Below are 20573 nucleotides of genomic sequence, written 5' to 3'. Positions count from 1 at the left end.
GGTATAATCCTCGGCTTGTTTTTTGCCCGCCAAGACCTTCAGTGGATAGGGTGTTATGTCCGGAAAAGCGCAACAGCAGTCTCGTATCAAAGAGTTGATCGTTCTCGGTCGTGAGCAGGGTTACCTGACTTACGCGGAGGTCAACGACCACCTGCCTGAGGATATTTCAGATCCAGAGCAGGTGGAAGACATCATCCGCATGATTAACGACATGGGGATCAACGTATTCGAAGCTGCGCCAGATAAGGATTCTCTTATGCTGGCGGACGCCGATACCGACGAGGCTGCCGCTGAAGAAGCGGCTGCCGCGCTGGCTGCTGTGGAGACCGATATCGGTCGTACCACCGACCCTGTGCGCATGTATATGCGTGAAATGGGTACCGTCGAGCTGCTGACACGCGAAGGCGAAATCGAAATCGCCAAGCGTATCGAAGAGGGTATCCGTGAAGTGATGGGCGCCATCGCGCACTTCCCTGGCACGGTTGACCACATTCTCTCCGAGTACACCCGCGTCACTACCGAAGGTGGTCGTCTGTCTGACGTCCTGAGCGGTTACATCGACCCGGACGACGGCATTGCGCCGCCTGCCGCCGAAGTACCGCCACCTGTCGACCCGAAAGCGGCAAAAGCCGACGACGACTCCGAAGAAGACGATGCTGAAGCCAGCAGCGACGACGAAGATGAAGTTGAAAGCGGCCCAGACCCGATCATCGCTGCCCAGCGTTTCGGTGCGGTTTCCGATCAAATGGAAATCACCCGCAAGGCCCTGAAAAAGCACGGTCGCGCCAACAAGCTGGTGATTGCCGAGCTGGTGGCCCTGGCTGAGCTGTTCATGCCGATCAAGCTGGTGCCGAAGCAATTCGAAGGCCTGGTTGAGCGTGTTCGCAGTGCCCTTGAGCGTCTGCGTGCACAAGAGCGCGCAATCATGCAGCTCTGCGTACGTGATGCACGTATGCCGCGTGCCGACTTCCTGCGCCAGTTCCCGGGCAACGAAGTTGACGAAAGCTGGACCGACGCACTGGCCAAAGGCAAAGGCAAATACGCCGAAGCCATTGGTCGCCTGCAACCGGACATCATTCGTTGCCAGCAAAAGCTGATCGCGCTGCAAACCGAAACCGGTTTGACGATCGCCGAGATCAAGGATATCAACCGTCGCATGTCGATCGGTGAGGCCAAGGCCCGCCGCGCGAAGAAAGAGATGGTTGAAGCGAACTTGCGTCTGGTGATCTCCATCGCCAAGAAGTACACCAACCGTGGCCTGCAATTCCTCGATCTGATCCAGGAAGGCAACATCGGCTTGATGAAGGCTGTGGACAAGTTCGAATACCGTCGTGGTTACAAGTTCTCGACTTATGCCACCTGGTGGATCCGTCAGGCGATCACTCGCTCGATCGCCGACCAGGCCCGCACCATCCGTATTCCGGTGCACATGATCGAGACGATCAACAAGCTCAACCGTATTTCCCGGCAGATGTTGCAGGAAATGGGTCGCGAACCGACCCCGGAAGAGTTGGGCGAACGCATGGAAATGCCTGAGGATAAAATCCGCAAGGTATTGAAGATCGCTAAAGAGCCGATCTCCATGGAAACCCCGATTGGTGATGACGAAGACTCCCACCTGGGTGACTTCATCGAAGACTCGACCATGCAGTCGCCAATCGATGTCGCCACTGTTGAGAGCCTTAAAGAAGCGACCCGCGACGTACTCTCCGGCCTCACTGCACGTGAAGCCAAGGTACTGCGCATGCGTTTCGGCATCGACATGAATACCGACCACACCCTTGAGGAAGTCGGTAAGCAGTTTGACGTGACCCGCGAGCGGATCCGTCAGATCGAAGCCAAGGCGTTGCGCAAGTTGCGCCACCCGACGCGAAGCGAGCATTTGCGCTCCTTCCTCGACGAGTGATACCAGAACCCCCGGCCCAGGCCGGGGGTTTTGCTTTCTGCCGATTGCTTTCTACAGATTAACTTCCCCGCAACGCCCCTCCCCCCCAATGCCCGTCTACACTCGAACAATTCCCCGTGCCATAACGAGACCGTTATGCCCAGACTGCCGACCGTGTTACTGCTGTCGCTGCTGACCTGGACCGCAACGGCTGGCGCGTTGACGCTTACTGATGATGAGCGTGGCTGGCTGGCGGACCATCAGGAGCTGCGATTGGGGGTGGACGCTTCATGGCCGCCCTTCGAATACCGTGACGAAAATGGCCGTTACCAAGGCCTGGCCGCCGACTACGTACGCCTGATCCAGGACCGCCTGGGCGTCAGGATCAAGTTGATCGAGCCCGCGAACTGGACCGCCGTGCTCGAACAGGCGAAAAACAACCAGCTCGACCTGCTGCCCGGCATCATGTCCACCCCGGAGCGCCAGAACTACCTGGCCTTTACACGCCCGTACCTCGACTTCCCCATCGTCATCCTGGCTCACGAAGGCGGCGCGAAACCGCGCAACCTCAAGGACCTGTACGGGCTCAAAATTGCCGTCGTAGAAAACTATGCGCCCCACGAATTGCTGCGCACCCACCACCCCGACCTCAATCTGGTGGCCATGCCCAACGTCAGCTCGACGCTGCAAGCCCTGGCCACGGACGAAGTGGATGCGGTAGTTGGCGACCTCGCCTCCAGCGTCTGGAGCCTGCGCCAGCTCAAACTGGATGGGTTGTACGTCAGCGGCGAAACGCCCTACCGCTATCAATTGGCGATGGGCGTGCCACGGGATCAAAAAATACTCGTGGGCATTCTCGACAAGGTGCTCGCCGACCTCAGTTCAGAGGAAACCGACGCGATCCAGCAACACTGGGTCGGCAGCTTCACCGACCACCGCACCTTCTGGGCCGACCTATTGATGTACGGCTTGCCGGCGGTGCTGCTGCTGATCGCCGTACTCGCCATCGTGATTCGGATTAATCGTCGGCTCAGTTCGGAAATTTCCCGCCGGGTCGCCCTCGAACAAGAACTGCGCAGCAGCGAATACCACTACCGCGGCCTGGTGGAGAGCCTGTCCGCCATCGCTTGGGAAGCCAGCATCACCGACTTCACCTACAGCTACGTCTCGCCCCATGCCGAAGACTTACTGGGCTACCCCCGCGCCCACTGGCTGATCCCGGGCTTCTGGCGCAACATCATTCACCCTGCCGACCTGACCCGCGCCGAGGCCTATTGCTACCGGGAAACCCGCGCCAACCGCGACCACAGCCTCGATTATCGGGTGATCACCGCCGACGGCCGCTGTTTGTGGGTGCGTGACATTGTCAGCCTGATTGAGCATGGCCATGAACCGGTGCTGCGCGGCTTGATGATCGACATCAGCGAAGCCAAGCGCACCGAAGAAGCCCTGCAATTATCCGAGCAGAAATTTGCCTCGGTGTTCCAGCAATGCCCCGACATCCTGGTGATCGCGCGGTTGTCCGATGGCTGCCTGCTGGAGGTCAACAAAGCCTTTGAGGACCAGATTGGCCTGACGGCCGAGGATGTAGTCGGCAAAACCGCCACCGAGCTGAATATCTGGGGCGTGCAAGGCGTGGGCCCCGACCTGCTGCAACGGGTGCAGACCACCAGCATTCGCAACCTGGAGATGGCCTTCTTGCGCAGCAACGGCCAAGCGTTCACCGGGCTGATTTCGGCCGAGCCCTTCCAGCTCGACACCACCGAGGCGTTGGTGGTGGTGGTGCGCGATATCACCCAGCTCAAGGAAACCCAGCAACAGCTGCAGACCTCCGAAGAAAAGTTCGCCAAGGCCTTCCACGCCTCTCCCGACGGCCTGCTGCTAAGCCGTCAAAGCGATGGGCGGCTGATCGAAGTCAACGAGGGCTTCAGCCGCCTGACCGGCTTCACCAGCGCCACATCGCTCGACCAATCGACCCTCGACCTGGGCATTTGGGTTGACCTCAACGAACGCAAGCACATGCTGGAACTGATGCAGCGCGACGGCTTTGTGCGCGATTTCGTCTGCCACATCCGCCGTGCCGACGGCCTGATTCGCCTCTGCGAACTGTCCAGCCGACCACTGCCGATTGGCGATGAAGACTGCATGCTGACCATCGCCCGGGACATTACCGAGCGCCAGTTCATGCAGGAAAAACTGCAACAGGCCGCCACGGTATTCGAGAGCACCGCCGAAGGTGTATTGATCACCGATACCCGCCAGAACATCAGCGCCGTTAACCGCGCCTTCAGCGAGATCACCGGCTACAGCGAAGCCGAGGCACTCGGCCAGACACCGCGCCTGCTCGCCTCCGGACTGCACGACAGCGCGTTTTACGCGGCGATGTGGCATCAGCTGACCGCCCACGGCCATTGGCAAGGCGAGATTTCCAACCGCCGCAAAAATGGCGAGCTGTACCCCAGCTGGTTGACCATCAGTGCCGTGCGCAACCGCGACCAGTTGATCACTCACTTTGTCGCCGTGTTCGCCGACATTTCCAGCCTCAAGCACGCCCAGGCCCGTCTCGACTACCAGGCGCACCACGACCCGCTGACTGGCCTGCCGAACCGCACACTGTTCGAAAATCGCCTGCAGGCAGCGCTCAACGGCCAACAGGAAAGCGGCAACCAGGGCGCCGTGTTGTTTCTGGATTTGGACCGTTTCAAACACATCAATGACAGCCTCGGCCACCCCGTTGGCGACCTGCTGCTCAAGGACATTGCCGTACGCCTCAAGGAGCAACTGCGCGACGTCGACACGGTGGCGCGCCTCGGCGGCGATGAATTCATCATCCTGCTGCCCGGCCTGCAGCAAGCCAGCGATGCTCAACACCTGGCCAATAAACTGCTTGCCTGCTTCACCCCGCCGTTCCAGGCCGGCGAACACGAATTCTTTATCAGCGCCAGCATCGGCACCAGCCTCTATCCCCAGGACGGCAGCGATGTCGCCACCCTGGTCAAAAACGCCGACGCGGCGATGTACCGCTCCAAGGCCAAGGGCCGCAACCGCGTCGAAAGCTACACCCGCGACCTCACCGCGCAGGCGAACGAACGTGTGGCACTCGAACACGAACTGCGCCGAGCCATCGAGCGTGAAGAACTGAGCCTGTATTACCAACCCAAACTCAGTCTGATAACCCAAGAGCTGATCGGCGCCGAAGCACTGATCCGCTGGCACCACCCCACCTTTGGCGACGTGCCACCTGAACACTTCATCGCCCTGGCTGAAGAGAACGGCATGATCCTGCAGATTGGCGACTGGGTGCTGGAGCAGGCCTGCCAGCAGATGCACGCGTGGAAACAAGACTACGAGGCCTTCGGTACGTTGTCAGTCAACCTTGCCGGCGCCCAATTGCGTCACCCCAACCTGCTCGCGCGCATCAAGCAATTGCTGAGCGATTACGCACTCGAACCAGGCTGCTTGCAGTTGGAAATCACCGAAAACTTCATCATGAGCCAGGCCGAAGAAGCCCTGGAAGTGCTGCACCAACTCAAACACCTGGGCGTGCAACTGGCGATCGACGACTTCGGCACCGGCTATTCCTCCCTCAGCTACCTCAAGCGCCTGCCGCTGGACTTCCTGAAGATCGACCAGTCTTTCGTACGCGGCCTGCCCGACGACCCCCACGACGCCGCCATCGTGCGCGCGATTATCGCGTTGGGCCACAGCATGCAATTCACCATCATTGCCGAAGGCGTGGAAAACCCGGCACAGCAAGACTTCCTCGCCGCCGAAGGCTGCGAACAAATGCAAGGCTACATCGTCAGCCTGCCCCTGCCGCCGGCGCTTTTTGCCGAGGCCTTTCTTCATATGAGGGTTTCAGACTTTTCGGATGGCACAGCGGGGAAACCATCGCTATAATCCGCGACCTGTTACAGGGCCTATAGCTCAGTTGGTTAGAGCAGGGGACTCATAATCCCTTGGTCGTAGGTTCGAGTCCTACTGGGCCCACCAAACAAGAAAGCCGCGCATTGCGCGGCTTTTGTGTGTCTGGAAGTCTGTAACATGTAGCCCCACTGCCGCCTGCACTGGAGTCCACCTTGCCCGTCCTCGATGAAATTGATCGCCAACTGATCGCCGCCTTGCAGATCAATGCCCGAGAAAGCGTGGCCATGCTGGCCCGGCAGTTGGGCATTGCGCGCACCACGGTGACATCGCGCCTGGCGCGTCTGGAGAAAACCCAGGTGATCACCGGTTACGGCGTGCGCCTCGGGCAGCGCGTGGTGGACGGCGGATTGCAGGCTTATGTGGGCATCACCGTACAAGCCCGTTCGGGCAAGGAAGTGCTGCGCAGACTGAGCGCCATGGCGCAGGTTCAGCAGCTGTGCGCGGTGAGCGGCGAGTTCGATTACGTGGCGTGGCTGCGCACCGATTCGCCGGAGCAGCTTGACCAGTTGCTGGACCAGATCGGCAGTGTCGACGGCGTGGAAAAAACCACCACGTCGATCATCCTCAGCAACAAACTGGATCGCGGACAACCAATCTGATCACTACCTTCGTCACTTTGACTGAAAACAATTCATTCCGACGACACATTGCGTCTTAATAACGAACGCAACGCTCCCTAAACTGGCTGCCATCTTTTCCTATACTCAACGGGCCCGTCCCGCCGAGTCGTCAGTAAGGTCAGCCATGAGCATTCCGTCCAGTACCATCAGCAAGCCCCATCGCCACCCCGCCGACGGTAAAAAACCCATCACCATCTTCGGCCCGGATTTCCCGTTTGCCTTTGATGACTGGATCGAACACCCGGCTGGCCTGGGCAGTATTCCCGCCGCCAACCATGGCGCAGAAGTGGCGATTGTCGGTGCCGGCATCGCGGGCCTTGTGGCCGCTTACGAGCTGATGAAGCTGGGCCTCAAGCCGGTGGTGTACGAAGCTTCAAAAATGGGCGGCCGTTTACGCTCCCAGGCATTTGAAGGGGCCGAAGGCATTATCGCCGAGCTGGGCGGCATGCGTTTTCCGGTGTCCTCCACCGCGTTCTACCACTATGTCGACAAGCTTAACCTTGAGACCAAACCCTTCCCGAACCCGCTCACGCCCGCCTCCGGCAGCACGGTGATCGACCTCGAAGGCCAAACCCACTACGCGCAAAAACTCTCGGATTTGCCAGTGCTGTTCCAGGAAGTCGCCGACGCCTGGGCCGACGCGCTGGAAGCCGGTTCGCAGTTCGGTGATATCCAGCAAGCCATCCGCGACCGTGACGTGCCACGCCTTAAAGAACTGTGGAACAAGCTGGTGCCGCTGTGGGATGACCGCACGTTTTACGATTTTGTCGCCACCTCCAAAGCCTTCGCCAAGCTGTCGTTCCTGCACCGCGAAGTGTTCGGCCAAGTGGGTTTCGGCACCGGCGGCTGGGACTCGGACTTCCCCAACTCGATGCTGGAAATCTTCCGCGTGGTGATGACCAATTGCGACGACCACCAACACCTGGTGGTCGGCGGCGTGGCGCAAGTGCCCATGGGTATCTGGCGCCATGTGCCGGAGCGTTGCGCCCACTGGCCGGCCGGTACCAGCTTGAGCTCACTGCACCGTGGCGCGCCACGGGCCGGGGTCAAGCGTATTGCCCACGCGCCGGATGGCCGTTTCGCGGTGACCGACAACTACGGCGACACCCGCGAATACGCCGCCGTGCTGACCACCTGCCAAAGCTGGCTGCTGACCACTCAGATCGAATGCGATGAAAGCCTGTTCTCGCAAAAAATGTGGATGGCCCTCGACCGCACGCGCTATATGCAGTCGTCGAAGACGTTCGTGATGGTCGACCGCCCGTTCTGGAAAGACAAAGACCCGGAAACCGGCCGCGACCTGATGAGCATGACCCTCACCGATCGCCTGACCCGTGGCACTTACCTGTTCGATAATGGCGACGATAAACCCGGCGTGATTTGCCTGTCGTACTCGTGGATGAGCGACGCGCTGAAGATGCTGCCGCAGCCCATCGACAAGCGTGTGAAACTGGCCCTCGACGCGCTCAAGAAGATCTACCCGAAGGTCGACATCAAGGCGCGCATCATCGGCGACCCGATCACCGTGTCCTGGGAAGCCGACCCGCATTTCCTCGGGGCCTTCAAAGGCGCGCTGCCCGGCCACTATCGCTATAACCAGCGTATGTATGCGCATTTCATGCAAAAGGACATGCCTGCCGAACAGCGTGGGATTTTTATCGCTGGCGACGATGTGTCGTGGACCCCAGCCTGGGTGGAGGGCGCGGTGCAAACCTCGCTGAACGCGGTGTGGGGCATCATGACCCACTTTGGCGGCAGCACTCATCCGGAAAACCCGGGCCCGGGCGATGTGTTCGACGAAATCGGGCCGATCGCCCTGGCTGATTGAGGAACTGAACATGCGTGTCGCCCTGTACCAATGCCCGCCGCTGCCGCTGGATGTGGCCGGCAACCTCAAGCGTCTGCATTCGCTCGCGCACGAGGCGTCCGGTGCCGATGTGCTGGTGCTGCCGGAGATGTTCCTCACGGGTTACAACATTGGTGCCGAGGCGGTCGGCGCCTTGGCCGAGGCGCAAGACGGGCCGTCGGCGGAGGTGATTGCTGCACTCGCGAAAAGCGCAGGTTTGGCGATTCTCTACGGCTACCCGGAGCGCGCCGAGGACGGGCAGATCTACAACGCCGTGCAGTTGATCGACGCCCACGGCCAACGCCTGTGCAACTACCGCAAGACCCACTTGTTTGGCGACCTGGACCATTCGATGTTCAGCGCCGGCGAAGATGACTTTCCACTGGTGGAGCTCAACGGCTGGACGCTGGGTTTCCTGATTTGCTATGACCTGGAGTTCCCGGAAAACACCCGTCGCCTGGCGTTGGCCGGCGCCGAGTTGATCCTGGTGCCCACCGCCAATATGGTGCCGTTCGACTTTGTCGCCGACGTCACCGTGCGGGCGCGGGCCTTTGAAAATCAGTGTTTCGTGGCCTACGCCAATTACTGCGGGCATGAGGGCGACATTCACTATTGCGGGCAAAGCAGCATTGCCGCGCCGAACGGCCAGCGCATCGCCCAGGCGGGTTTGGACGAAGCCTTGATCGTCGGGGAGCTGGATCGCCAGTCGATCACTGACGCACGCGCGGCCAATCACTACCTGCAAGACCGCCGCCCCGAACTGTATGGCGCGCTGCACAAGCCCTGATCCAACGGGCTTGTTTGCGGTTTGTTAACATAGCCGCTTCCCACGTTTCGGAAGTGCCCATGCCTGCGCTGGCCCACCCTCTTGACCTTCATCTGACCCTGGCCAATGGCCTGCGGGTTTCCTTGCGTCATGCGCCGCGCTTGAAGCGTTGCGCGGCGGTGTTGCGGGTGGCTGCGGGCAGCCATGATGTGCCGTTGGAATGGCCGGGGCTGGCGCACTTTCTGGAGCACCTGCTGTTTCTGGGTACCGAACGTTTTCCCACGAGCGAAGGGTTGATGGCCTACGTGCAGCGTCACGGAGGCCAGGTCAACGCCAGCACCCGTGAGCGCACCACGGACTTCTTCTTTGAGCTGCCGGTGACGAATGTCGCCGATGGGCTGGAGCGGCTGGCGGACATGCTGACCTATCCGCGCCTGGCGCTTGAAGACCAACTGCGTGAGCGCGAAGTGCTGCATGCGGAGTTTGTCGCCTGGTCCCAGGACGCTGCGGCGCAGCAGCAGGTGGCGCTGCTGGAAGGCTTGGCGGCTGATCATCCGCTTCGCGGGTTTCATGCCGGCAATCGCGACAGCTTGCCGGTGGAGCGTGAGACCTTTCAGCTGGCCTTGCGGGAATTTCACACGCACTTCTATCAGAGCGGGCAGATGACGTTGAGCCTTGCTGGCCCGCAGCCGCTGGAAACGCTGGAAGCACTGGCGCAAGCGTTCAGCGCTCGGTTGAGCTCAGGGCCGCTGCGCCCTCAAGCCCTCCCGCCTGCGTTGATGCGCGATCGCGCGCGCCGCTATGAACACACGTCCCACAACCACCTGCATCACATCATCACTTGTGACGCCCCACGCGAAGCATTGGAATTCCTCTGCATGTGGCTGAATGCCACGGCGCCTGGCGGTTTGGCAGCCGAACTCAAGGCACAAAAACTGGCCACGGCCGTGCAGGGGTCCGTGCTGTATGACTTCGCTGGGCAAGCCGTGCTGGACATCGACTTTACCCTCGGCGACCAAGGCGATGCGGCGACACGGATCGAGGCGCTTCTGCACGACTGGTTGAGCTTTTTCGCACACAGCGACTGGGCGCCACTGCGGGAAGAATTTGCCTTGCTGGCCGTTCGCCAACATCAGACCCAACGGGCGCTCGCACTGGCCCGCCATGACCGCGAAGACTTCTCGGAACAGCATGTCGTGGCCCTCAAAGGCATGCTCGATTCGCTGCAGTTGCCTGCGTCCCGGCACATCTGGCAGTTGCCACCGAACAACCCGTTCCTGCGCCCATCCATCAAGGAAGAACGCGCCGGCCTGATTCGTGGCCAAACCAGCGCTCACCGTGGCTTGCGCACCTTTGCGCAGGATCGCTCCCGTGGGCGGCGGGACGTGTCAGCGCTGACATTCAGCCAGGCGTTGCCGGATGACGGCGATGAAGCCGCGCTCTACTTGCATTGGCGGTTCGACTCCCCCGCCCCCGCCGGGTGGGAAAGCACACTGCAGCCATTGCGCGAGCATGCCCGTCAGGCCGGGCTCGACGTGTCCTTCGACACCATCGCCGATGAGTGGCGGGTGAAAATGGTCGGCCTGCACGCACCCATGCCGGCCGTGGTCGACGCGCTGGCGCATCACCTGGGCCAGCCGCTGGAGGAGGTCCAGGCCGCGCGCCCTATGATTGCCATTCGTGAACTGCTCAAGGCGCTGCCTGCTTGCTGTGCCGACGCGAATTTTGCTGCCCCTGGAACGCCAGCCTCGTGGGCCACTGCGCGCTGGCAAGGCATGGGGTTCGGTGTGCCCGCTGCGTGCGAAGCGGCGATCAAAACCGCGGCGGCGCGCCTGCCCGGGCAGCCGGCACACTTCGACTACACCGCTCCGGCGCTCGGCGGCCAGCACCGCTGGCACACGGTAAACACCGATTCCAGCGAAGCCGCGTTGCTGCTGTTCTGCCCAACCCCGACCCATTCCCTGGCCGATGAAGCCGCCTGGCGCCTGCTCGGGCATCTGCTCCAGGGACCGTTCTACCAGCGCCTGCGGGTCGAACTGCAACTCGGCTACGCGGTTTTCAGCGGCGTCCGACAGATCAACGGGCAAACCGGCTTGCTGTTCGGCGTGCAATCGCCGAGCGTGTCCCTGGCAGGAATCGTCGATCACCTGCAGGCCTTCCTGGGGCAACTGCCTTCATTGATCAAAAGCACTGCCGACCTGGGCAATCAGAACCTGGCCCAGCAATTCACGTCACTGCCTGCCGGCCAAGCCGCCGACCTGCTCTGGCACGCACAACTGGCCGGCCATCCGTCGGGTTATCTGGAGCAGCTTCAACACCTGATCCAAACCCGTACGCCTGAGGATTTGCTGCATGCCGCAGAACAACTCAACCACGCCACAGGCGGCTGGCGCTGCGTGGCCAACGGCCCGCGTGTTTCGGATTCCTGGCACATGGCAGGCTGATCATTGCCAACCGTGCAAAAGGCTTTTTCCATCAAGACAGCGCTAACTTGAAAAGAATTGCGTAACATTCCTACGCAATATCTGAACATCTCCGATTGGAGGTGGACTATATGTATTACTTGGTAGTGAACGTCCCATCCCTTGGTAGGAGTATGAATATGACCTGGTCCAAACCTGCTTACACTGATCTGCGCATTGGTTTCGAAGTCACCATGTACTTCGCCAGCCGTTAATCCGCTGGGTAATACAACGCCTCGGTTCGCCCGGGGCGTTTTTGTTTTGAGCTTTGCGTGATGGAGCAATCATGTTCGTCCAGATTCTAGGTTCCGCCGCTGGCGGTGGCTTCCCGCAGTGGAACTGCAACTGCGTGAACTGCGCAGGCTTTCGTGATGGCAGCCTGCGGGCCCAGGCGCGCACCCAGTCGTCCATCGCCATTTCCGACGATGGCGTGAATTGGGTGCTGTGCAATGCGTCGCCGGATATACGCGCGCAACTGCAAGGCTTCGCACCGATGCAGCCCGGCCGCGCACTGCGCGATACCGGCATCAGCGCAATCATCCTGATGGACAGCCAGATCGACCACACCACCGGCTTGTTGAGCCTGCGCGAAGGTTGCCCGCACCAGGTGTGGTGCACCGACATGGTCCATGAAGACCTGAGCACCGGCTTCCCGCTGTTCACCATGCTCACGCACTGGAACGGCGGCCTGGCCTGGAACCGCATCGAGCTGGACGCCAGCTTCACCATCCCGGCCTGCCCGAACCTGCGCTTCACCCCGCTGCCACTGCGCAGCGCCGCACCGCCCTACTCGCCGCACCGCTTCGACCCGCACCCGGGCGACAACATCGGCCTGATCGTCGAAGACCTGCGCACCGGCGGCAAACTGTTCTACGCCCCGGGCCTGGGCAAGGTCGACGCGCCGTTGCTGGAGATCATGGCCGGCAGCGACTGCCTGCTGGTGGACGGCACGATGTGGGATGACGATGAAATGCAGCGCCGTGGCGTTGGCACCCGCACCGGTCGCGAGATGGGCCACCTGGCGCAAAACGGCCCTGGCGGCATGCTCGAAGTGCTGGAGCAGTTGCCAGCGCAGCGCAAGGTGCTGATCCACATCAACAACACCAACCCGATCCTCGATGAAGACTCCCCCGAGCGAGCGGAACTGGTGCGACGCAATGTCGAAGTGGCTTACGACGGCATGAGCATTGAATTGTAGGAGCAGACGACATGACTGACACACCGCTGACGACCGTCGAATTCGAACACGCCTTGCGGGCCAAGGGCGCCTTCTACCATATCCATCACCCCTACCATGTGGCGATGTATGAAGGCCGCGCGACCCGCGAACAGATCCAGGGCTGGGTCGCCAACCGTTTCTACTATCAGGTGAACATTCCCCTGAAAGACGCCGCAATCCTGGCCAACTGCCCGGACCGCGAGATCCGTCGCGAGTGGATCCAACGCCTGCTCGACCACGACGGCGCCCCCGGTGAAGACGGTGGCATCGAAGCCTGGCTGCGCTTGGGCCAGGCAGTCGGCCTCGACCCTGACCAGTTGCGTTCCCAGGAACTGGTGCTGCCCGGCGTACGTTTCGCAGTAGACGCCTATGTGAACTTCGCGCGCCGCGCCAGCTGGCAGGAAGCCGCCAGCAGCTCGCTGACCGAATTGTTTGCGCCGCAGATCCACCAGTCGCGGCTCGACAGTTGGCCGCAGCATTACCCGTGGATTGATCCTGCCGGCTACGAGTATTTCCGCACTCGCCTGGGCCAGGCCCGGCGCGATGTTGAACACGGTTTGGCGATCACCCTGCAGCATTACACCACCCGTGAAGGGCAGGAACGCATGCTGGAAATTCTCCAGTTCAAACTCGACATTCTGTGGAGCATGCTGGACGCCATGAGCATGGCTTACGAACTGAAACGCCCGCCCTATCACAGCGTGACCGAGCAGCGGGTCTGGCATAAAGGGATCACCCTATGAGCTTTGATCGCAGCAGAAAACCAACCTGGCGCCAGGGCTATCGTTACCAGTACGAACCTGCGCAAAAAGGCCACGTTCTGCTTTACCCCGAGGGCATGATCAAGCTCAACGACAGCGCCGCGCTGATTGGTGGCCTGATCGACGGTGAGCGCGACGTGGCCGCCATCATCGCCGAGCTGGACAAGCAGTTCCCCGGCGTACCTGAACTCGGTGAAGACATCGAGCAATTCATGGAGGTCGCCCGTGCTGAGCACTGGATTACCCTTGCCTGAAAAACCGGCTATCGGTCTGCCCCTGTGGTTGCTGGCCGAGCTGACTTACCGCTGCCCGTTGCAGTGCCCGTATTGCTCCAATCCGCTGGATTTTGCCGAGCAAGGCAAAGAGCTGAGCACCGAGCAGTGGATCAAGGTGTTTCGCGAAGCGCGTGAGATGGGTGCCGCGCAACTGGGGTTCTCCGGCGGAGAACCGCTGGTACGTCAGGACCTCGCCGAGTTGATCGCCGAGGCACGCAAGCTGGGCTTCTACACCAACCTGATCACCTCTGGCATTGGCCTCACCGAGCAGAAGATCAGCGACTTCAAGAAAGCCGGGCTGGACCATATCCAGATCAGCTTCCAGGCCAGCGACGAGCAGGTGAACAACCTGCTGGCCGGCTCGAAAAAAGCCTTCGCGCAGAAACTCGAAATGGCCCGCGCGGTGAAGGCGCATGGCTACCCGATGGTGCTGAACTTTGTCACCCATCGGCACAATATCGACAAGATCGACCGCATCATCGAGCTGTGCATTGCGCTGGAGGCCGACTTCGTCGAGCTCGCCACCTGCCAGTTCTACGGCTGGGCGCAGCTCAATCGTGTGGGGTTGTTACCAACCCAGGAACAGCTGGTACGCGCCGAACGCATCACCAACGAATACCGCGCCAAGCTCGAAGCCGAAGGTCACCCGTGCAAGCTGATATTCGTGACGCCGGATTACTACGAGGAACGCCCGAAAGCCTGCATGAATGGCTGGGGCAGCATCTTTCTGACAGTCACACCGGACGGCACCGCCCTGCCGTGCCATGGCGCCCGACAGATGCCGGTGCAATTTCCCAATGTGCGCGACCACAGCATGCAGCACATCTGGTACGACTCGTTCGGCTTCAACCGCTTTCGCGGCTACGACTGGATGCCCGAGCCGTGCCGTTCATGCGACGAAAAAGAGAAGGATTTCGGCGGCTGCCGCTGCCAGGCGTTCATGCTCACAGGGGACGCCAGCAATGCCGACCCGGTGTGCAGCAAGTCCGAGCAGCACGGCATCATCCTTCAAGCGCGTGAAGAAGCCGAACATGCCACTCAGACCATCGAGCAGTTGGCCTTTCGCAACGAGCGCAATTCACGGCTCATCGCAAAAGGCTGACGGCCTCAGCGCTTGGCGATGATGTACACCGCGTGAATGATGCCGGGGAAATAACCGCACAGGGTCAGCAGGATATTCAGCCAGAACGCACCGGCGAAACCCACTTGCAGGAACACACCCAGTGGCGGCAGCAGAATGGCGATGATGATACGAATGATGTCCATGGGTTCAGCTCCAAAAATCGGCTCGTGTGAGCCGTGTAGCTAATCGACCTTGGCCGTTCGTGAGGGTTCAGTGAGTTCTGGCACTGGGCCATCCTCAGGCCAGAATCTCCAACCCGTGCTTCTGTACGATGCTGAGTAACTTGAGCGCCATGCCGCTGGGTTGTTTTTCGCCGGACTCCCATTTCTTCACCGTGGAGGCGCTGGTGTTGAGATAGCGGGCGAACACAGGCTGGCTGACATGGCTGTTTTCGCGCAGCTGCTTGATTTGCTCAGCCGGAATTTGCGCCGGAACGACAGATAAGCAGGCCTCGTCATATTCACGAAGGGTGGTTTTGCTGATGGCGCCAATTGAATAAAGTGCAACGGCCGATTTGTGGATCGACTCCAACGCTTCACTTTCATATTTTTTGATCATGATGAATCTCCACAAACTCCCTTAAATCCAGTAGTTGCTGGACTTCTATTTCGTTTAAACCTTCATAAGTCTTTGCCATCGCCCGAAACCAAATCAAATCCTTTGGACTGATATTGCTTTGATTCTGCTTGGCAAATAGAAGCTGATAGACCCAGTAATGCCGCCCCTTAGCCAGCACAATAGAGCGGTGTCTATTCTGGTTCAGGCGTTTTTTCCAAACGCCACCTCCCAGATTATCCGCTTGGCCCTTGAGCAATTCGCCAAAGGCCTCCCTCAATTCCGAATCACAAATCCAAGCCTTACTGGCCGCATCAGCAAAATCGCGGGTTTTAAACAACCTGAGCCTCATGGATATCCCTTCCCACAAACATACCACCCAGTGGTACAGATTAGAAATGGTGCACGTAAAAACACTCCGCGCCCCCTTCGGCAGTCCTTGCCGACGCCCGTTAAAAAGCCATTCTTTTCGCGAATGCTCAATCAACCTTTCCAATCCAAAAATTTCACGCACAAAAAAATGCCCCCAGCCAAAAGAATCAGGCTGGAGGCGCCGCGTATGCCGCGAGACGGTTCAGGAAATCAGGGTTAAACGGCGATGCCCTTGCGGCATTGCAGTTGCGCGGTACGCACGCGGGAGAACGCGCGCGCCAGGCGCAGGAGCATTTCGTCGATGTGGTTTTTGCTGACATTCAGCGCAGGAGTAACACGCAAACAGTTGGGCTGCGGGGCGGTGAGGATCAAGCCTTCATGCAGCGCGGCCTTTACCACAGCATCTGCGGAATCGTCCGACAGCGTCAGGCCCCACATCAGCCCATTGCCGCGCAATTGCCCGTGGTCGTAACGGTAGGCCAGCCGGGCAAGACCTTCGCCCAGGTACAGGCCGGATTCGCGTACGTGTTCAAGAAAGCCGCTTTCCAGCACCGTGTCGAGTACCGCAACACCGGCCGACGCCATCAGCGCATTGCCATGATGTGTGCCGTCCAACTCACCCACCTCAAGGCAACAGGCCTTGCCGCGCGCCAGCAGCGCTGCCAATGGCGTGCCGCCGCCCAGGCCTTTGCCGAGGGTGACGATGTCGGCGCGTACGCCATATTGCTCTTCGGCGAGCAAGGTCCCGCAGCGGCCAATGCCGGTTTGCACTTCATCGAGAATCAGCAAAATGCCCAGTTCGCGGCACAGGCGCTCGACGCCCTTGAGGTAGTGCTCGCTCGCAGGCATCACGCCGGCTGCGCCTTGAATGGGCTCCAGCATGATCGCGACGGTGTGCGCATCGACTGCAGCGTGCAAGGCCGGCAAGTCGTTGAAAGGCACGTGGCTGAAGCCCGGCAACTGCGGTTCAAATCGATTGATGCCGGCACTTGCCGAGGCGGCCATCGAGGCAAAACTGCGGCCATGGCAGCCACCACTGGCGGTAATGATGTGGTGGGCGCCGCCGCGGTGCAACTGGCCCCATTTGCGCGCCAGTTTGATTGCGGCTTCACAGGCCTCCGCACCACTGTTGAGCAGGTACGCCTGGTCGCTACCGGTGCGATGGCACAGGCGGTCGACCAGGTTGAGTTGAGCGCGGTTGTACAGGCCAGCCCCAGCGTTGACCAACGCGTGCATCTGCTCGGTCAACGCGGTGAGCACTGCCTGCGGGCTGTGGCCGAGGCTATTGGCGCCACCGCCCTGGCTGAAGTCCAGGTAGGCACGGTCGTCGCTGTCCGAAAGCCAGGAGCCCTGACCTCGTACGAAAACTTGAGGCGGCCGCGCCACCGTGGGCATCAGGCACTCGCTGGAAAGGTCCTCACGCGGGGCATCCAGGACCAGATCGTCAAGGCTCGGCGCGGGGCGACGAAACAGGTTCACAACTCACCTCCATTGGCAACCGGACCTTGGTCGGTAAACCCTGCCGCACCTGACTGGATGTGTTTTGCCTTGCCTATGTAAATGCCATCAACATAAACGCTGTTCATTGCCCGATCCGGCCCTGTAAGCCCTGCGAATAGGCGCTAGACTAGGCGCCCAAGGGGCCGACGGCCATTTCGATTTTCCAGCTTTTTCGATAAGTAAGTCTTATGGATTTCAAGCAACTGCGTTATTTCGTCGCGGTGTATGAGGAAGGCCACGTGGGCCGTGCTGCGGAGCGCCTGTCGATCTCTCAACCGGCCCTGTCCCAGCAGATTCGCCAGCTGGAACAAAACCTCGATGTGAGCCTGTTCGAACGCAGCAGCAAGCGCCTGTTGCCGACGCTCGCCGCGCATACGTTGTACAACCACGCGTTGCCGTTGATTGATGGCATGCAGCACGCCGTCGAGGCCTTGCGCAACTTTAAGGGCCAGGCGATGCGCACCTTGGCCATCGGCGTGCTGCAAACCGTGCACACCAGCCTGGTCCCGCAAATGCTGGAGCGTGTGCGCAAGGCCCAGCCACATCTGGTGGTGCAAATTTACGAATTGACCGGGCTTGAGATTGAACGGCGCCTGCTCAATGGCTCGCTGGACATCGGTATCAGCTACTTGCCGCCGCGCCAGCCGGGGCTGACCGGCGTGTTGTTGTACGAAGATGAGCTGAAAGTCGTCATCCCCGAAGACCATCCCTTGCGGGAATTCAAGAAGGTCTCGCTGAAACAGGCGGCCGAGTTGCCGATGTTGCTGTTGGGGGAAGAGTTTCAGGTCAGGCAGATCTGGCAAGGCCAACTCGCCAACCTGGGGCGGCGCCCGCAGGTTCAGGCAGAGCTCAATACGATGGCGGGGATTCTTGACAGCCTGCCCCACACCAAACTGGCAACGGTGCTGCCGGGACGCTCGCAGGACGAGCACAACAGCAAGGCATTGCTGTGGAAACCCTTGAGTGAACCCAGGGTGCCGTTGAAAGTAGGGTTGGTGTGCCGTGATGTGCAGCGCCAGCAAGCCACAGTGGCGTTGCTGCGTACGTTGCTGGAAGACGTGATGAATGCCCCGCAGGCAAGTGCCTGACTTTTTCGCGGGCAAAAGAAAACCCCGCCGAAGCGGGGCTTTGCAGACTGTTTCCCTGACATCCATTTCACTCCGCCATCCTGGCAGAATCCTACGTGTCCCTGTTGTTGCTTTGCGCTTCCTGCGCGACGTCCATGTGAAGTAGATTATCCGTGGATCCAATGTGGCGATAGAGGACGAATAGCAGCACGTCATGTAAGAGAATGCTTACACGCCCTCCAAGCCCTTAAAACAGGGCCTCGTCCATCAGGAACAGCGATTCACTCCCGGCTTTTACTGACGCGCTCAGCGAGTGAATACGCGGCAGTAAGCGGGCGAAGTAGAAACGCGCGGTGCCCAGCTTGCTGGCGTAGAAGTCTTCCTCGGCTTCTTTACCCAGCGCAGCCTTGGCCATGCGTGCCCACATATAGGCGTAAGCCATGTAGCCAAACGCGTGCAGGTACTCCACCGACGCGGCGCCGATTTCATTTGCATCGGTCTTGGCGCGGTCCAGCACCCAGGCGGTCAACTCATCGAGGTTATCCACGGCGGCGCTAAGCGGTCGGGTGAACTCGCCCAACTCGGCGCCCGCCGTAGCGATGAACTGGCGGATCTCATCGGCAAACACCGTATAGAACGCGCCGCCGCTGCCGACGATCTTGCGCCCCATCAAGTCGAGGGCCTGAATGCCATTGGTGCCTTCGTAGATCTGCGTGATACGCACATCCCGAACAAGCTGCTCCTGGCCCCATTCGCGGATGTAGCCGTGGCCGCCGAACACTTGCTGGCCGAGCACGGTGGTTTCCAGGCCCAGGTCGCTGAGGAACGCCTTGGCGACTGGCGTCAGCAGCGCCACCAAATGGTCTGCACGTTCGCGGGCAGCCGCGTCTTCACTGAACTTGGCGATGTCCAATTGCGTCGCCACATACGTGGAGAACGCACGGCCGCCTTCGTTTGCAGCCTTCATGGTCAGCAGCATGCGACGCACGTCCGGGTGCACGATGATCGGGTCGGCGACTTTGTCCTTGGCCTTGGCGCCCGTCGGCGAACGGCTCTGCAGACGATCGCGCGCGTACTCAATGGCGTTCTGGTAGGAGCGCTCGCCCGAGGCCAAGCCCTGGATGCCCACCCCCAGGCGCTCGTAGTTCATCATCGTGAACATCGCCGCCAAGCCACGGTTTGGCTCGCCCACCAGATAACCCACGGCGGCGTCGAAGTTCATCACGCAGGTCGCGGACGCCTGAATGCCCATCTTGTGTTCGATCGAGCCGCAGCTCACCGGGTTACGCGCGCCCAGGCTGCCGTCGGCATTGACCATGAACTTCGGCACCAGGAACAGCGAGATGCCTTTAGGCCCCGCCGGCGCGTCCGGCAGTTTGGCCAGGACCAAGTGGATGATGTTTTCGGTGAGGTCGTGCTCGCCGCCGGTGATGAAGATCTTGGTGCCGCTGATCGTGTAGGAACCGTCCGCCTGAGGCTCGGCCTTGGTGCGAATAATCCCCAGGTCGGTGCCGGCATGGGCCTCGGTCAGGCACATGGAACCGGCCCACTCGCCCGAGTACATCTTCGGCAGGTAGGTGGCCTTGAGCTCTTCGCTGGCGTGCGTATTGATGGACACGCAGGCGCCGGAAGTCAGCATCGGGTAGAGGCCGAACGCCAGGCTCGACGAGTTGATCATCTCTTCGACTTGGGCCGATACCGCTTTGGGCATGCCCATACCGCCGAAGGTCGGATCACCGCCGACGCCCACCCATCCGCCTTCGGCGTAGGTTTTGTAGGCCTGTGGATAACCGTCCGGCGTGGTGACGACTGTATCCGCCCAGCGGCAGCCCTGCTCATCGCCGCCGCGACTGATCGGGGCGATGGATTTGGCAGTGACTTTGCCGGCTTCTTCGAGGATCGCCTCGACGGTTTCGGCGTCGACGGTGTCTGCCAATGCCGGCAATTGGGCCCAGGTGTTGGCGACCTCAAAAACTTCGTTGAGGACGAAGCGCATATCACGCAGCGGCGCTTTGTAATCAGCCATGGCAAACCTCGTGAGAACATGAAAAGTGATTCGGTAGGATCGGTTTTACAGGCTCCGAGTGTACCCGAACAACTTTTCAGACACATAGATTCCTTTCGTGACCATTAAGTATTTATAAGTCACACGCAGGTCAAATGTGGCAGCGGGCTTGCTCGCGAAAGCGGTGAAT

17 protein-coding genes and 1 tRNA gene are annotated in these 20573 nt (G+C 60.4%); 13 read left to right on the top strand and 5 right to left on the bottom strand.

Features of this window, described 5'->3' with window-relative positions; all coding sequences use genetic code 11:
* The first annotated feature begins 55 nt into the window (after positions 1–55).
* The 12 genes from rpoD (at position 56) to pqqE (ending at position 14863) form a co-directional block, all read left to right on the top strand.
* On the top strand, positions 56–1906 hold the full coding sequence (gene rpoD / locus WBB95_RS02280) for an RNA polymerase sigma factor RpoD (RefSeq protein ID WP_424486101.1): 1851 nt from the start codon (positions 56–58) through the stop codon (positions 1904–1906).
* A 135-nt stretch (positions 1907–2041) separates the two neighbouring features.
* Positions 2042–5785 (top strand): EAL domain-containing protein, encoded by a 3744-nt coding sequence (locus WBB95_RS02275; protein WP_424486100.1) that lies wholly within the window; start codon positions 2042–2044, stop codon positions 5783–5785.
* Between the two features lie 16 nt (positions 5786–5801).
* Positions 5802–5878: transfer RNA gene (locus WBB95_RS02270), tRNA-Ile, on the top strand.
* A gap of 86 nt (positions 5879–5964) precedes the next feature.
* Positions 5965–6411 (top strand): Lrp/AsnC family transcriptional regulator, encoded by a 447-nt coding sequence (locus WBB95_RS02265; protein WP_078734923.1) that lies wholly within the window; start codon positions 5965–5967, stop codon positions 6409–6411.
* A gap of 166 nt (positions 6412–6577) precedes the next feature.
* Positions 6578–8260, top strand: coding sequence for a flavin monoamine oxidase family protein (locus WBB95_RS02260; RefSeq protein WP_424486102.1), 1683 nt, complete (start codon positions 6578–6580; stop codon positions 8258–8260).
* A gap of 10 nt (positions 8261–8270) precedes the next feature.
* Entirely contained in the window at positions 8271–9065 is a 795-nt protein-coding gene (locus WBB95_RS02255; protein WP_424486099.1) for a carbon-nitrogen hydrolase family protein, read from the top strand.
* A gap of 59 nt (positions 9066–9124) precedes the next feature.
* Complete coding sequence (gene pqqF / locus WBB95_RS02250) at positions 9125–11488, top strand: pyrroloquinoline quinone biosynthesis protein PqqF (protein WP_424486098.1); 2364 nt, start codon at positions 9125–9127, stop codon at positions 11486–11488.
* Between the two features lie 158 nt (positions 11489–11646).
* The gene (gene pqqA / locus WBB95_RS02245) at positions 11647–11721 is read left to right on the top strand and encodes a pyrroloquinoline quinone precursor peptide PqqA (RefSeq protein WP_003194766.1); all 75 of its coding nucleotides are present in this window, start codon (positions 11647–11649) and stop codon (positions 11719–11721) included.
* A gap of 71 nt (positions 11722–11792) precedes the next feature.
* Positions 11793–12704 (top strand): pyrroloquinoline quinone biosynthesis protein PqqB, encoded by a 912-nt coding sequence (pqqB, locus tag WBB95_RS02240; RefSeq protein ID WP_424486097.1) that lies wholly within the window; start codon positions 11793–11795, stop codon positions 12702–12704.
* An 11-nt stretch (positions 12705–12715) separates the two neighbouring features.
* On the top strand, positions 12716–13468 hold the full coding sequence (pqqC, locus tag WBB95_RS02235; RefSeq protein WP_424486096.1) for a pyrroloquinoline-quinone synthase PqqC: 753 nt from the start codon (positions 12716–12718) through the stop codon (positions 13466–13468).
* Complete coding sequence (pqqD, locus tag WBB95_RS02230) at positions 13465–13740, top strand: pyrroloquinoline quinone biosynthesis peptide chaperone PqqD (protein WP_424486095.1); 276 nt, start codon at positions 13465–13467, stop codon at positions 13738–13740. The genes pqqC and pqqD overlap by 4 nt, the downstream gene beginning before the upstream one ends.
* Positions 13733–14863 carry a pyrroloquinoline quinone biosynthesis protein PqqE gene (pqqE, locus tag WBB95_RS02225; protein ID WP_258538722.1) on the top strand — a complete coding sequence of 377 codons (1131 nt, stop codon included), beginning with the start codon at positions 13733–13735 and terminating at the stop codon, positions 14861–14863. The genes pqqD and pqqE overlap by 8 nt, the downstream gene beginning before the upstream one ends.
* 5 nt (positions 14864–14868) lie before the next feature.
* On the opposite strand, the gene WBB95_RS02220 is transcribed toward pqqE, so the two are convergent.
* From WBB95_RS02220 to WBB95_RS02205, 4 genes are all read right to left on the bottom strand, one after another.
* Positions 14869–15027 (bottom strand): YqaE/Pmp3 family membrane protein, encoded by a 159-nt coding sequence (locus WBB95_RS02220; RefSeq protein ID WP_010207008.1) that lies wholly within the window; start codon positions 15025–15027, stop codon positions 14869–14871.
* Between the two features lie 94 nt (positions 15028–15121).
* Entirely contained in the window at positions 15122–15442 is a 321-nt protein-coding gene (locus tag WBB95_RS02215) for a helix-turn-helix domain-containing protein (RefSeq protein ID WP_424486094.1), read from the bottom strand.
* Positions 15426–15791 carry a type II toxin-antitoxin system RelE/ParE family toxin gene (locus WBB95_RS02210; RefSeq protein WP_424486093.1) on the bottom strand — a complete coding sequence of 122 codons (366 nt, stop codon included), beginning with the start codon at positions 15789–15791 and terminating at the stop codon, positions 15426–15428. The genes WBB95_RS02215 and WBB95_RS02210 overlap by 17 nt, the downstream gene beginning before the upstream one ends.
* A gap of 236 nt (positions 15792–16027) precedes the next feature.
* The gene (locus WBB95_RS02205; RefSeq protein WP_424486092.1) at positions 16028–17290 is read right to left on the bottom strand and encodes an aspartate aminotransferase family protein; all 1263 of its coding nucleotides are present in this window, start codon (positions 17288–17290) and stop codon (positions 16028–16030) included.
* A 209-nt stretch (positions 17291–17499) separates the two neighbouring features.
* Between WBB95_RS02205 and WBB95_RS02200 the strand changes: the two genes are divergently transcribed.
* Entirely contained in the window at positions 17500–18399 is a 900-nt protein-coding gene (locus tag WBB95_RS02200; protein ID WP_078739432.1) for a LysR family transcriptional regulator, read from the top strand.
* Positions 18400–18625: 226 nt separating this feature from the next.
* Here the strand turns inward: WBB95_RS02200 and WBB95_RS02195 are convergent, their stop codons facing one another.
* Positions 18626–20404 carry an acyl-CoA dehydrogenase C-terminal domain-containing protein gene (locus WBB95_RS02195; protein ID WP_424486091.1) on the bottom strand — a complete coding sequence of 593 codons (1779 nt, stop codon included), beginning with the start codon at positions 20402–20404 and terminating at the stop codon, positions 18626–18628.
* Positions 20405–20573: the final 169 nt, after the last annotated feature.

It is taken from the genome of Pseudomonas sp. (assembly GCF_049645325.1).
Classification (GTDB): Bacteria; Pseudomonadota; Gammaproteobacteria; order Pseudomonadales; family Pseudomonadaceae; genus Aquipseudomonas.
This window is presented reverse-complemented; position numbering and strand designations above follow the sequence as displayed.

Coding starts and splice junctions, on each gene's coding strand:
- WBB95_RS02255 (WP_424486099.1), top strand. CDS start 8,271: ATGCGTGTCGCCCTGTACCAATGCCCGCCGCTGCCGCTGGATGTGGCC.
- WBB95_RS02220 (WP_010207008.1), bottom strand. CDS start 15,027: ATGGACATCATTCGTATCATCATCGCCATTCTGCTGCCGCCACTGGGT.
- pqqF (WP_424486098.1), top strand. CDS start 9,125: ATGCCTGCGCTGGCCCACCCTCTTGACCTTCATCTGACCCTGGCCAAT.
- pqqC (WP_424486096.1), top strand. CDS start 12,716: ATGACTGACACACCGCTGACGACCGTCGAATTCGAACACGCCTTGCGG.
- WBB95_RS02215 (WP_424486094.1), bottom strand. CDS start 15,442: ATGATCAAAAAATATGAAAGTGAAGCGTTGGAGTCGATCCACAAATCG.
- WBB95_RS02200 (WP_078739432.1), top strand. CDS start 17,500: ATGGATTTCAAGCAACTGCGTTATTTCGTCGCGGTGTATGAGGAAGGC.
- pqqD (WP_424486095.1), top strand. CDS start 13,465: ATGAGCTTTGATCGCAGCAGAAAACCAACCTGGCGCCAGGGCTATCGT.
- WBB95_RS02195 (WP_424486091.1), bottom strand. CDS start 20,404: ATGGCTGATTACAAAGCGCCGCTGCGTGATATGCGCTTCGTCCTCAAC.
- WBB95_RS02275 (WP_424486100.1), top strand. CDS start 2,042: ATGCCCAGACTGCCGACCGTGTTACTGCTGTCGCTGCTGACCTGGACC.
- WBB95_RS02210 (WP_424486093.1), bottom strand. CDS start 15,791: ATGAGGCTCAGGTTGTTTAAAACCCGCGATTTTGCTGATGCGGCCAGT.
- pqqB (WP_424486097.1), top strand. CDS start 11,793: ATGTTCGTCCAGATTCTAGGTTCCGCCGCTGGCGGTGGCTTCCCGCAG.
- rpoD (WP_424486101.1), top strand. CDS start 56: ATGTCCGGAAAAGCGCAACAGCAGTCTCGTATCAAAGAGTTGATCGTT.